This is a genomic window from Micromonospora sp. CA-249363, assembly GCF_050950185.1.
GTDB lineage: Bacteria > Actinomycetota > Actinomycetes > Mycobacteriales > Micromonosporaceae > Micromonospora.
On record NZ_CP192020.1, the window covers coordinates 554300 to 566107 of the forward strand.

Here is an 11808-nt window from a genome sequence, read left to right on the forward strand (position 1 = left end):
GAGCGCCGTGGGTGACTTCATGGACAAGGCCAAGGACTTCGCCGACAAGCACGACAAGCAGGTCGATCAGGGCATGGAGAAGGCCGGTGACATGGCCGACAAGCGCACCGGCGGCAGGTACGACGACCAGATCGACAAGGGCGTCGACCAGGCCCAGGCGCGTACCGGTGAGGGTGACCAGGTCCGCTGACCTGCCGGACGAGACCCGGGCCGCCGAAACCGGGCGGCCCGGGACCGTCGTGTCCGGACCGTACGTCGATCAGCGTTGCTGCCGCTCGCGTAGCTCGTCCATCGAGGTCGGTCGGTCACTGAGCGCGTCACGCATCCGGTCGATCATTCCCGTGCCGGGAGCGAGCAGCTTGTTCGCCGGCGGGTGGTCCGGCGCGCTCGGGTGCGGGCGGGTCGGCGCGATCTTCTTGAACGCTGTCACCTTGCCGGCCAGCTCGACCATCTCCTCGCGGGCGGTGGCGGCGCGCAGCCGGGGGAAGAGGTCGCTCTCCTCGTCCTGCACGTGGTGGCGGATGGTGCTGGTCAGGTGGGCCAGCAACTCGTCGAAGCGGGGGTCGGACGGGTCGACCGCCTCCAGGTCCTTCATCGTGCGCTCGGCGTCGGCGTGCTCGGTGATCTCGTGGTCGGCGATCTGGTCGCCGTCCGGCAGCGCCTTGCGGGCCGTCGGATAGACGTACGCCTCCTCGGCGACGGCGTGCCGGACCAGCTCGGCGATCACGACGTCGGCGAGCTGGCGACGGTACTCGGGCGTACCCTGCCGCGTCTCCAACTCGACGAAGAGGGTTTCGACCTCACGGTGGTCGGTGACGAGGATGTCGATGACATCCTGCTCCCCGGTGCTCTGTGGACTGCTCATCTGGGCCCCTTACCGGTTGCGGATCGGTGGGTGTGCGGCCCCTGGTACCCCGCAGCGGTCGGGCAAACCTACGAACGTGGATGGATTCGTGCTCCGGTGACGGCTGGTGCCGCCGGTGCCCCTGAGAAGCGTGGGGCGGGGCGGCACGAATGACCGCGCCTCCCGGGGGTAACCGCCGCCATGCCCGACGACCGTCCAGCAGCCGGCCGCGACCAGTCGCGGCTCGACGAGGCCGCCGAGCGCAGCGGTCAGGCGGTCGAACGGGTACGGCACCGCAGCGGCCAGGCCGGCCGGGTCCGCGCCCGGCAGTGGGAGGTCACCCTGGTGATCGCCGCCCAGGCCGGGCTGGCGGCGGCGCTCGCGGCCCTGATCGCGAAGCACTTCCTCGGGCCAGGGTCGCACGTCTTCGCTCCCGCCGCCGCCGTCGGTACGATCGCCACCGCCATCGGGCAGCGCGCGCGGCGCACCTTCGAGCTGCTGTTCGGCGTCGGGCTGGGCATCGTCATCGGCGACACGCTGCGCTTCTTCCTCGGTTCGGGACCGTGGCAGACGGGGGTGGTCGTCGGCCTGGCCATCGCCAGTGCCCTGCTGGTGGCCGGGAAGGGTGGCCCGCTGGTCGGTCAGGCCGGCGGTACCGCCGTACTGATCGCCACGCTCGCCCCGATGGACCGGGGCCTGGAGGTGCCCCGGATCTTCGACGCGCTCGTCGGTGGGGTCGTCGGTCTGGTGGTGGTCGCGCTGTTGCTGCCGGTCAACCCCATGCGGGTGCTGGACCGGGCCGCCACGCCGATCTTCAAGATTCTGTCTGAACAACTCGACCAGCTGGGGCAGGCGCTCCGGCAGCGCGACAGCGATGGGACGAGACACGTCCTGGATACGCTGCGCGGCACCGAGGGGGACGTGAGCCGACTGCACGACGCGCTGAGCGGCGCGGAGGAGGTGGTGACGATCGCGCCGGTCCGCTGGCATCGCCGCCAGCAGTTCCACAGGTACGCGCGCAGCGCGGAGCACCTCGAACGGTTACTGCTGGACAGCCACGCCCTCGCCCGCTGGTCGACGACCGCCCTCCAGTACGACGAGCCGATCCCGGCGGAGCTGCCGGATGCCATCGACCGGCTGGGGCAGGCGGTGACGAAGATGCGGGTGGAGTGCCGGACCGGCGACGATCCGCGATGCACCCGGAAGCTGGTCGAGGAGTGCGCCGAGTTGGCCGGCCGGGCCGCGGCGAGTGGAGTCAGGTCGTTCGGCGACGCGATCATCACCGGCCTGCGTACCGCGTCGAGCGACCTGCTCCGGGCCGCCGGCTACGAACCGGACGACGCCAACCGGATCGTGCGCCGGGCGGCCGGCGCCGGCGAGTCGGCCATCGCTCCGCCGGTCCGGCGCGAGCTGCACCGCGCCCGGCCGACACGGGCCGTCCGCGCGCGTCGCCGGGCGCTTCTGGCCAACCGCAGACGCGACAGCAGAGCCGGCCCCTCCGCGTGGGAGAGGCCGGCCCGGTGAGCTGTCGGATCAGGAGGAGTAGCCGCGCTCGGCGATCCAGTTGGCGACCTTCGGCAGGCTCATCCAGTACTCGCCCAACGCCGGGTCGGCCGGGTCGGCGACCCGGATGAGGTCCCCACCGTCGCGGTAGCCCACCAGCGTCAGGTAGTGGCCACCCTCGTACGAGTGCGGGTTGCCGTCGGTGTCCACGGTGGTGCCCTTGATGTTGGCCACCACCGGTCGGCCGGCGTCGATCGCCGCCAACACGTCCCGGCGCAGCTGCTCCACCTGGTCGGGCCGGGCAACCGAGTCCCGGATCTCGGTGGTGCGGTAGCGACCGCCGGTCAGCTCGTTGAGCACGCGGGTGGTGTCCAGGGCCGATGGCGTACCCGCCTCGGTGGTGCCGAGCCGCTTGGCCACCTCGTCCTGGGAGAGGGCCTTGCCCTGGGCCGACAGCGCGATGCGGGTCGCGGCCGGGCCGCAGTAGAAGAAGTTCGGCTGCGCCTGGTAGTCGACGTCGAGGATCCGCTCGGCGCTGCGGCCGGTCTGGTTCGACGAGGACGGGGCCGCCGGGGCGGGAGCCGCCTGCGCGGCGACGGCGGGGCCGAGCGCGCAACCGCCGGCGACCAGCAGGCCGACGACGGACAGGCCGCTCTTCTGCACGATCGGGTTCATGGTCGAGTCTCCGTTCGGGGGTACAGCCGCCTCCGTGGCGGTCTCGGCCGTGGTTACCGGGGACGTAACGGCCCTGTTCCGGGCGGCATTCCGCCGCCGGCTGCCGTTGCGGGCGGCGTGACCTGGCGTAACGACCGCCGACGGTGGGAGATTCCGCGTGCAGCCTGCGCCCCGCTCAACCAGACATAAGCGACTTAACGGACGTCAGAGACTGCCGAGCAGTCCCGTCACGGTGATCTCGATGACCACCCGCTCCGGATTCGGGCGCGGGGTTCGATAGCGCTCGGCGTACCGGCGCTCCGCCTCCGCCACGGCGGCCCGGTCCGATCGGAGCACCGCCCGGCCCTCGATCGTCAACCAGCGCCGGCCGTCCACATGGCAGACGGCCACCGGAGTGCCTTCCGCGCCGGCGGCGGCCACCCGTCGAGCCTTGCGGGACGTGCCGGAGGTGATCACGCGGGCCAGCCCGGCCGCCGGGTCGAGGGTGACTCCGACGGGCACCACGTGCGGGGTGCCGTCGGCGCGCAGGGTGGTCAGCGTCGCGAGGTGCCGCTCGGCGCAGAAGGCAGCCACCCGGTCGTCGTGGATGTCCAGTCGATGATCACCGGCCACGTGCGTCCCCGTCCTAAGTGCCAAACCTGATCATCGTACGGAGCGGGTGCGGTCCGAGGTGGGCGGACCATCCGGCTGCCCGGGCAGGCGACCGGCCGCCGCCCGGCGCTTGTGCACGAGCCGCGTGAGGTAGATCAACGCGCCGGCCAGGACGCCCATGTCGTCCAGATAGATCGGGTCCGGAAGGATGTCCACCGGGAAGATCGTGTAGATCAACGCCCCGTAGAAGGCCACCTTGCCGCCCGCGCCGAGCCCGCTGAGCAGCCGCCTCGTCCGCACCACACGCACCGCCAGCACCACCGCGCCGACCAGGGTGGCGAGCGCCAGGATGCCGGCGACCACCACGAGGACCCACGACTGTCGGGACATGCCGTCACGCTAACCCACCGACGCCGAACCGGCCCGGAACGCCCGTCCCGGGTGAACAGCGCGAGCCGCGCTGCCGGGTCAGAACGCCGGGACCGCCGCCCGACCGCGGGCGACCACCGCGTTCTCCCGGGTCTGCTCGACGGCAGGGCGGAGAACCTCGCTGAGCGGCAGCACCGAGGCCGACTCCGCCAGGCGCCGTCCGGTGGCCGCGTGGACCTCCGTACGCAGACTGCGCGCCGCCGCCACGGCCAGCTCCGCGGCCCGCCAGGCGGCCTGCTCGATCTCCACGGCGGCGGCGTGCCTGGCCGCCAGGTTGTCGCGAACGGCCCGTTGCAGCACGAGCTCCTGCTCGACGGGGTGCAGCCGCGGATCCCAGCCGTCCCGGTGCGCGAACACGTCACTGAGCTGCTCCACGGACAGTTCCCGCCGCCAGTACGCGTCCAGCGCGGCCCGATGCAGGTAGCGCTCGCGGTCGGCGTACTCGGCGGGAGTCCGGGCGGTCTGCGGCAACGGCATCGAGGCTGCCGCGCCGAGCCGTCGTACGCCCGCCTCGGCCGCCTCCAACGCCTGCCAGGCGGCCTCGACGGTCTCCTGCGCGGCCACCCACTCGGCCCGTCGGCGCTGGGCGGTGGCGGCGGCCCGTTCGGCGGCCACCGCGATCTCCTGCGCGTAGCGGCTCTGCTCCCGCTGCTCCTGCACCTGTTCGAGGTGGCTGGGCATGGCCGCGTCGCGGATGCGGGCGGTCGGGTCGAGGCGGAGGCGGCCGGGCCGTACCAGGAGCGCGGCGACGGCGAACACGACCACCCCGAGCAGGCTCAGCCAGATGGCGGCGGCCCGGGGTACGTCGGGCAGGACGGCGGAGAGGACGGTCTGCATGATCAGTACCTCGCGGTCTGAAGACGATGTCGAGGGATGGGTCCCGACCGGGCCCGGCCGGCGCTTCGACGCGTCGGGCTGCGTGGTCGGGGTGAGCTCTGTTCCGATGGCGGGCCGCGGCGCAGAACCGTCGCTGGGCTGACGCCGAGCGGGTGGGCTGCGCGTCGGTCACCCGGATGACGACCCGGAGGCGGGTCGGACGAAGCGGTGGGTGACCCGGCGGGCCGGGGTCAGCGGGCGGGCGGGCCGCGTCGGGGCGGCGTGCCGTGGACGGGCACGCCGGCCGGCGCCTGCTCCGCAACCACGAGGATCGGGCCGGCCGGTGCGACGGCGTCCCGGTCGGCCGGTGGGGCGGGGACCGGCCGGCTCGTACGCTCGACGGTCGGTGCGGCTTCGGGCCGGACGGTGTCCACCCGGCTGCTCACGGCGGTCGGGCGCAGGTGCGCCTCCGCAGGCGGCGGGGTGGCGGCGAGAGCGCCGCCGAGACCGACCGCGAGCACCAGCGCGGTGACCGCCAGCCGGGTCAGCTCCCGTAGCGACCGCAGCACGGCCCAGCGGGCCGGGCGGATCAGAGCTACGGACGACACCCGACCAACCTATCGCCCGGCGGGGCGCGGCGCAGCACGACGGTGGGCACAACGGGAGTGACCACGACCACCGCCGACACAGTGGACGGTGTCGAGCCGTACGGGGCACGACCGCCGAAACGCGGTGACCCCCGCCAGAGTGGTTCCGGCGGGGGTCACCCGGGGATCGTGTGCGGTGGCCGGCGGTCAGCCGCCGGTGCCGAGCACCGGTGGCGCGGCATCCCCGCCGTCCCGCCACACCATCTCGTCCTCGGTCAGCCAGGTCAGCCGGTCGTCGGACTCGTCGTCCTCGGGGCGGCCCTGACCGCCGAGCACGCCGGGACGGCCGGCGGCCCGGCCGTTGCCCGTCAGGCCCTGCCGGCCGGCTGCGGCGGCCCGAGCGGGCTCACCGCGCCGGCCGTCGATGCTCCGCCCGACGCCGCTGGCCGAACGGCTCTCGGCCCCGGCGGCGCCGCCGGTCGGCCGGGCCGACGTGGTGGGTGTGCTGCTGGAGCCGGCGAGCGCGGAGGTGCGCAGCACCCCGCCGGCCGGTGCGCCGCCCGGTGCCCCGAAGAGCAGGCTCGGGCCACCACCGGCGCTCGCCGGCATGGTGGTCGGCCCGGACAGGCCGGCCAGCCCGGCCGCCCCGCCGGCGAGCAGAGCACCGCTGACCAGCGGGTCCGCGCCGGCGAGGGACGTGGTGCCCTCCTCGTCGCCGGCGGGGCCCTCCGCCCCGATGACGACGACCGACGTGCCGCCGTCGTGGCCGGGAACAGAGTCGCCCCCGGCGGTCGGCGGAGGAGCCACGCCGTCGGGCGTCCCGATGGTCGCGTCGCCCCGGTGCGCGTCGAGACCGGTGGCGGTCGGAGCGGCCGACGGCGTCGTGCTGGCCGGACCGCTGCGCGGCGTCGGCCGGTCGTCGTTGACCGTGCGCGGCGTCTCCACATCCGGCGGAGGCGGGTCCACCACCCGCTCGTAGGCGGAGAGGTCGTAACCGGCGGAGAGCTCGGCCACGAGGTTCACCATCCGCTGGTGCGCCTTCTCCTGCTCCTCCTTGTCCTGCTGGTGGCCCATGATGCCGCCGACCACCGCTCCGGGCAGGCCGAAGGCCGCGCCCTTGAGCGCGCCCGAGATGGCCTGGTCGTTGTCGTCGGTCTCCTCGGGGCTCTCCGCCTTCTTGTGCGCGGCGCGCAGTTGGCCGGCCATCATGGTGAGCCCCTGCTTGACGCCGGACATGCCCTCGCCCAGGGCGTCGGAGTGGTCGACGATCAGCGCCAGCCGCCGCTGGAACTCCCGCCCCGCCGGGCCCGTCCAGGTGTTGCCGAGCTTGTCGAGGTCGCCGCTCAGCTCACGCCCGAGACCGTCCAGGATGCCCTTGAGGGCGGCCCACTGGGCGGCGATCCCTTCGATCTGCTCCGGCTTGCCGGCCATCACCGCGTCGTACAGCTCCTGGTGGCTCCGACCCTGGTAACGCTGGGTGTACTCAGACACGCCCGTCCCCCTTCGGCTGCAACGCCCGGTCGACCCCGGTCAGCGCCGCGGTGATGTCGGTGGCGTTGGCCGCGTTCCGCGCCTCGGCGGTGCGGTAGTTGGCGAGGATGGTGCCGGTCGCCTGCTGCGCCGCCTGCACCGCCTGCCGGAGCCGCTCGGCCTGCTCCACGTACGACTGGTGGACCTCGCTGTAGCGGCGTGAATTCTGTGTCGCGTCGTCGAACGAGCCCAGGGCCGGCGGACTGCACTGCATCTCGGTGTTGAGCTTGCGCAGCACCGACTCGGCCTGACTGAGCCGCAAGGCGAGGTGCTGGTGGAAGTCCTCAAGGGACAGCAGGTCGACTTCCGTACGCCCGGTCATGGCAACATCCCCGTCGTTCTGGTTGACAACCGTCAGCGGACCCAGGTTAGTCCACCTCCGCGAGCCGGGGCGACCCGTCCGAACGGCTCAGTCGTCGGCGCCGGTCGATCCCTCGAGGGCTCCGCCACCAGTGCCGTCACTCGCCGGGGCGCTCGTGCCGGGTGTCGGCGAGGTCGACTGCGGAGTCGACTGCGAGGACGGCGTGACCGCCTCCGCGTCACCGGGCGCGAACTGCGCGAGCGCGGACTCCTGGTCCAGGGTCGGCCCGGTCGGGATCAACGCGAGCAGCGAGCCGGGCACCGCCAGCGGGGTGACCCCGTCGTAGCCGAGGGCGGACCGCGCCTCGGGCGAACCGATGGGATACCGGACGCCCTGCGGGCTGATCAGGTAGACCGTCGCGCCGGCGGCGCCGGATCCGCTGCTGCCGGCGCCCGGTGCCGCCTGGGCCAGCACGCCCTTGCCGCCGGGCAGCAACACCGACTCGGCCGTACGCACCGCGTCCCGGGCGCCCTGGCGTACCGGTACCGACCCCGGCTCGGTGCCCGCCAGCTCTGCCGGCACCCGGTCGAAGACCTCCAACGTGGTGGTCGGCGGGCCACCGGCGTTGCCCTCCCGGTACGTCGCGCAGAGCAGCGTCTGTCCGGCCCGGGCCGGATACAGGGACGGCAGTGTCCGCGGCATCCCGTCCGCGTCCAGCCGCTGCTCGGTCAGGAGACGCCCGGCCTGATCGGGTGTGATGTCGGTGATCCGACCGCCGCCACTGAGGAGCAGCAGCGCGGTGATCTCACTGATCGAGACGAGACCCTCGCGCGCCAGCACGTAGTGTTGCCCGGCCGCCTGGAAGACCTGGCCGATGGTGGCGGGCCGGCCGGCCACGCTCAACCCGCTGCGCTCACCCATGTCGGGCAGCGACGGCTTGCGCAGCGGCGGCCCGGCCGGTACGGCGTTGAGGAGTTGCTGCCCGACCGGCAACGGAGCCGTACCCGTCATCCGCAGCGCCGCGACGGCCTGGTCGCCGCCGCGCACCTCGAGCCGGGAGTCGCCGGCGAGCAGATGCCGCTGACCGTCCACCGTGACCAGCACCGCGCGGTCGCCGAGCGGTGTGCCGCCCGGCAGCGCCCGATCGATCACGACCCGCGTGGTGGAGTGACGCGGGTCGACCGGGTCGGGCACGTCGCAGACCGACCACGGCAGGCCCGTCAACGACTTGCGGTCCGGCAGCGCGTCGGGTGCGCCGACGATGCCGACGGTACGGCCCCGTGGCCGGTCCCGCAGCGACGCCTGCGACATGGTGCGCACCGTGGGGTCCGGCTCGTTCAGGATCAGCCGGGCGGAGGCGTAGTTGAGGGTCGGGTGCAGTTGCCCCTGGGCGAACACGTAGGTGGCGCCGGTCTCGCGCTCGATGACCAGCGTGTTCTCGTCCAGCGGGGCGGTGTTCCCGGTCAACTGGCCGTACGCGCCCACGCCACCGAGGACCACGGCGGCGGCGATCACGCTGCCGAAGACCGCCATGCCCAGCCGTCGCATCGGCAGGTTGGTGGTCTCCGGGTCACCCGACAGCAGCGCGGAGACGATCCGGCGGGTGACGAAGCGGTACGCCTGCACCTGATCGCGGCGGGTCCGCATGACTTACCTCCGGCGGGGTGGATCCGCGACGATGTCCTCGGGGTGCCGTCGCGGGCTTCCCTACGATAAGGGGCCGACGGCCGGTCCTCGGGGCCACCGCCGGACCACCTCGGCACAGGGCCGTATCGTCCAGGAGGGACAGTCAGCGATGACGCAGGTTCAGGCGCCACCCGCGGATGCCGTCACCACGCCGTCCGGTGCTCCGGCGCGGGTCACTCCTGCGGCCGACCGGCCGGGTCGAGGTCGCATCGGTCCGGTGCTGGTCGGCCAGCTCGTCGTACTCGAGGTCTGCGCCCTCGCCGTCTGGGCCGCGACGGCCGGTCCGGGCTGGCTGCTCGCGGCGGTGGCCGTCGTGGCGGCGGTGGTCGTGCTGTCCGCGTTCGCCCGGCGGGGTGGTCGCTGGTGGTTCGAGGACGTGTTGCTGCGCCGCCGGATGCGTCGGCGCGGCGAACGGGCCGCCACGGCCCTGGCCGGCGGTACGGCTCCGGACCCGCGGCTGGCCGCGCTGGCGCCCGAGCTGGGCGTGATCGAGCTGACCGACCGGGGCACCCGGCTCGGCATCGGGCAGGACGACCAGGGTTGGTTCGCGGCGGTCGCGTTGCAGCCGGCCGGCGGCGCCGCGGTCGGCTCGGTGGAGGCGTCGACCGTCGACCGCGCGCTGCGGGTGCTCGCCGACTTCTCGGCGCCGGTCTCCCGAGCCCAGGTGGTCGCGCACACCCTGGTCTGGTACCCGGCTGCGGGCGCGCCACCGGCGGCACACCGTAGCGTCTGGGTGGCGCTGCGGCTCACGGTCCGCGACGCACGGGTCGAGACGGTGAGCCGGGGCGGCGGCCTGCCGGGTGTCCACCGCACGCTGGCCGCCGGGATCGGCCGGTTGGGCAAGGCGTTGACGGCGGCCGGCCTGTCCCACCGGCCGCTGGGCCGCGACGAGCTGCGTGCCGCGGTGGTCTCGGCCGCCGGACTGGACCTGGTGCCGGAGCCACCGACGGAGACCTGGTCGGGGTTGCGCGGCGGCGGCTGGACGCACCGCTGCCTGACCCTGCGGGGTCGACCGGGCGCGCCCCTCGGCCCGCTGGTGGACGCGATCACCGCCACGTCCGCGCCCTCGCACACGGTGGCGGCGGCGGTGTCGCCCGACGGACGCGTGGCGCCCCCGCTGCTGCGGGTCGCGGCCATGGACAACCACGTCGAGGCGCTGGTCAAGGTCGTCCGGGACATGGCGCAACGGGCCGGCACGCCGGCCCGGCCGATGGACGGCGAGCACGGGCCGGGTGTCTACGCGAGTGCGCCGGTCGCCTCGGCGCTCGGCGGGGTCGGCCGCCGGCAGCCCCGCTGACGGTCCCGTCAGGGACGCAGGTTGACGATCCAGTCGTACATGCCGCAGACCCAGACGGCGAGCGGCACCAACGCGATGATCAGCAGGATCTCGACGATGTCGAGCAGTCGACCCCACACCGGGGAGATCCGCTTGCCGGCGACGGACAGGCCGTAGATCAGGCTGACCACGGCCGCCAGCAGCAGCCCGCCGAGGATCAGGCCGAGCCGGGTCGCCAGCGCGCCGCCCGCGAACGTCGCGGCGGCCGCCAGGCCCAGCCCGACGGTGCCGGTGAGCAGCACCGGGACACGCTGCGCCCGGCCCAGCAGCGGCCGCGCCCGCAGCAGCGACAACAGGGCCAGCACCAGGCACAGCAGCACGGCTGCCAGCCTGCCGTCCAGGGCCAGCACCAGCTCCGCGCCGAGTACGAGCAGCGACACCGTCCACAGCAGAGCCGCGAGGAACGCGTCGGCGCGGTCGCTGCGTTCGAGCACCCGCCGCCCGTCCACCGTCTCGCTGTCGGTCTTCAGATCTTCCGGACCGGTGGGGATCGACGGCACCGGCAGGCGGGCCAGCCGGTAGGCCACCATCGGCAGCGCCGGCACCATGCCGAAGGCGACGGCTGCCACCACCGCGGCACCGGCCGCGGCGTCGATGCCGAGGAGCAGGCAGAGCAGCGCGCCCACGCCGGTCGCCGCGCCCAGGCCGATCGCGGCGAAGAAGAGTGGGTACCGGTCGTCACCGACGGCCAGCACGGCCACCGCCCCGGCAACCACCACGGCGGTGGCCGCGAGCAGGACGTGCGGGCTGGCCAACTCGGTCAGCTTCCGGTCACCGGCGAGCAGCAGCAGGCCGCCCGTACCGGCGTAGAGCAGCCCGGCCATCGCCAGCACCGAGCCCGTCCGGCTGTCGCCCACGGCCCGGGCGAGCACCGCCGCGCCGACCAGCAGCGCCACCGCGACCAGGAGGGCGGCCATCGCGGCGGGCAGGTGCGGAGGGCCGGTGAAGAGAGCCGCCACCGCGCCCGCGCCGAAGGCCGCCGCCGCGAACAGCACGGAGAACGACCGGGTCGCGTCGACCTGCCAGGACCCGGGCCGCTGCGTGGTGGCGGTGGCGACCGCGTCCACCACGTCGTCGAAGACGATCTCCGGGGCGGCCGCCGATCGCGGGTTGAAGTACAGCACCTCGCCGTCGCGGACACCGAGCTGCGCGGCGGTACGACCACCGTCCAGAGGTGCCGCGCCCAGGCGGGACAGCGCCCAGCCGCCGTGTCGTACCCCGTCGTCGGCCAGGTCCTCCCCGGCGTAGCGCAACAGGGTGGGCAGCAGGTCGGCCATCGGTACGTCCGACGGCAGCGCCAGGTCCATCCGGGTACGGGGGGCCACAATGGTGATCCGGCTCAGACCGCCGGTCGCCGACTTCGTAGCCACAGTGGCCTCCTGGTGTCCATCTACGATCAGCGGGCCGCGGCGCATCGGTGCGGGTGCACCGCGCCCACGGGAGATTACCTACGATGACGGGCACGTACAGTGCCCACCCGCGAGCTTCGCGCCGCGCCGGCACGACGGCA

The 11808-nt window shown here is 74.0% G+C and carries 13 protein-coding genes; 3 read left to right on the forward strand and 10 right to left on the reverse strand.

Annotated elements, in window-relative coordinates; genetic code table 11:
• Positions 1-19 precede the first annotated feature (19 nt).
• The gene (locus ACQPZK_RS02645) at positions 20-190 is read left to right on the forward strand and encodes an antitoxin (RefSeq protein WP_393219972.1); all 171 of its coding nucleotides are present in this window, start codon (positions 20-22) and stop codon (positions 188-190) included.
• Between the two features lie 69 nt (positions 191-259).
• On the opposite strand, the gene ACQPZK_RS02650 is transcribed toward ACQPZK_RS02645, so the two are convergent.
• Positions 260-865, reverse strand: a complete 606-nt coding sequence (locus tag ACQPZK_RS02650) for a hemerythrin domain-containing protein (protein WP_433536760.1) — start codon at positions 863-865, stop codon at positions 260-262.
• Between the two features lie 180 nt (positions 866-1045).
• Between ACQPZK_RS02650 and ACQPZK_RS02655 the strand changes: the two genes are divergently transcribed.
• Positions 1046-2368 carry an FUSC family protein gene (locus ACQPZK_RS02655; protein ID WP_433536761.1) on the forward strand — a complete coding sequence of 441 codons (1323 nt, stop codon included), beginning with the start codon at positions 1046-1048 and terminating at the stop codon, positions 2366-2368.
• A 9-nt stretch (positions 2369-2377) separates the two neighbouring features.
• On the opposite strand, the gene ACQPZK_RS02660 is transcribed toward ACQPZK_RS02655, so the two are convergent.
• From ACQPZK_RS02660 to eccB, 8 genes are all read right to left on the reverse strand, one after another.
• Positions 2378-3022 carry a C39 family peptidase gene (locus tag ACQPZK_RS02660; protein WP_433536762.1) on the reverse strand — a complete coding sequence of 215 codons (645 nt, stop codon included), beginning with the start codon at positions 3020-3022 and terminating at the stop codon, positions 2378-2380.
• 204 nt (positions 3023-3226) lie between these two features.
• A complete protein-coding gene (locus ACQPZK_RS02665; protein ID WP_433536763.1) occupies positions 3227-3634 on the reverse strand; it encodes a pyridoxamine 5'-phosphate oxidase family protein in 408 nt (135 codons plus the stop codon).
• A 30-nt stretch (positions 3635-3664) separates the two neighbouring features.
• Complete coding sequence (locus ACQPZK_RS02670) at positions 3665-4003, reverse strand: hypothetical protein (RefSeq protein WP_433536764.1); 339 nt, start codon at positions 4001-4003, stop codon at positions 3665-3667.
• 78 nt (positions 4004-4081) lie between these two features.
• The gene (locus ACQPZK_RS02675) at positions 4082-4879 is read right to left on the reverse strand and encodes a hypothetical protein (protein ID WP_433536765.1); all 798 of its coding nucleotides are present in this window, start codon (positions 4877-4879) and stop codon (positions 4082-4084) included.
• A gap of 230 nt (positions 4880-5109) precedes the next feature.
• A complete protein-coding gene (locus tag ACQPZK_RS02680) occupies positions 5110-5466 on the reverse strand; it encodes a hypothetical protein (RefSeq protein ID WP_433536766.1) in 357 nt (118 codons plus the stop codon).
• 186 nt (positions 5467-5652) lie between these two features.
• Positions 5653-6936 (reverse strand): WXG100 family type VII secretion target, encoded by a 1284-nt coding sequence (locus ACQPZK_RS02685; protein WP_433536767.1) that lies wholly within the window; start codon positions 6934-6936, stop codon positions 5653-5655.
• Positions 6929-7297, reverse strand: coding sequence for a hypothetical protein (locus ACQPZK_RS02690; RefSeq protein ID WP_433536768.1), 369 nt, complete (start codon positions 7295-7297; stop codon positions 6929-6931). Before ACQPZK_RS02690 ends, ACQPZK_RS02685 begins: the two co-directional genes overlap by 8 nt.
• 87 nt (positions 7298-7384) lie before the next feature.
• The gene (eccB, locus tag ACQPZK_RS02695) at positions 7385-8923 is read right to left on the reverse strand and encodes a type VII secretion protein EccB (RefSeq protein ID WP_433536769.1); all 1539 of its coding nucleotides are present in this window, start codon (positions 8921-8923) and stop codon (positions 7385-7387) included.
• Between the two features lie 148 nt (positions 8924-9071).
• Between eccB and ACQPZK_RS02700 the strand changes: the two genes are divergently transcribed.
• Positions 9072-10259: a type VII secretion protein EccE gene (locus tag ACQPZK_RS02700; protein WP_433536770.1), complete on the forward strand. Its 1188-nt coding sequence runs from the start codon at positions 9072-9074 to the stop codon at positions 10257-10259.
• 8 nt (positions 10260-10267) lie between these two features.
• On the opposite strand, the gene eccD is transcribed toward ACQPZK_RS02700, so the two are convergent.
• On the reverse strand, positions 10268-11668 hold the full coding sequence (eccD, locus tag ACQPZK_RS02705) for a type VII secretion integral membrane protein EccD (RefSeq protein WP_433536771.1): 1401 nt from the start codon (positions 11666-11668) through the stop codon (positions 10268-10270).
• Between the last annotated feature and the right edge of the window lie 140 nt (positions 11669-11808).

Excerpts from the sequence above, each read along its gene's own strand:
- ACQPZK_RS02645 (WP_393219972.1), top strand. The coding sequence starts at position 20 with ATGGACAAGGCCAAGGACTTCGCCGACAAGCACGACAAGCAGGTCGAT.
- ACQPZK_RS02690 (WP_433536768.1), bottom strand. The coding sequence starts at position 7,297 with ATGACCGGGCGTACGGAAGTCGACCTGCTGTCCCTTGAGGACTTCCAC.
- ACQPZK_RS02675 (WP_433536765.1), bottom strand. The coding sequence starts at position 4,879 with ATGCAGACCGTCCTCTCCGCCGTCCTGCCCGACGTACCCCGGGCCGCC.
- ACQPZK_RS02650 (WP_433536760.1), bottom strand. The coding sequence starts at position 865 with ATGAGCAGTCCACAGAGCACCGGGGAGCAGGATGTCATCGACATCCTC.
- eccB (WP_433536769.1), bottom strand. The coding sequence starts at position 8,923 with ATGCGGACCCGCCGCGATCAGGTGCAGGCGTACCGCTTCGTCACCCGC.
- ACQPZK_RS02700 (WP_433536770.1), top strand. The coding sequence starts at position 9,072 with ATGACGCAGGTTCAGGCGCCACCCGCGGATGCCGTCACCACGCCGTCC.
- ACQPZK_RS02670 (WP_433536764.1), bottom strand. The coding sequence starts at position 4,003 with ATGTCCCGACAGTCGTGGGTCCTCGTGGTGGTCGCCGGCATCCTGGCG.
- ACQPZK_RS02655 (WP_433536761.1), top strand. The coding sequence starts at position 1,046 with ATGCCCGACGACCGTCCAGCAGCCGGCCGCGACCAGTCGCGGCTCGAC.
- ACQPZK_RS02660 (WP_433536762.1), bottom strand. The coding sequence starts at position 3,022 with ATGAACCCGATCGTGCAGAAGAGCGGCCTGTCCGTCGTCGGCCTGCTG.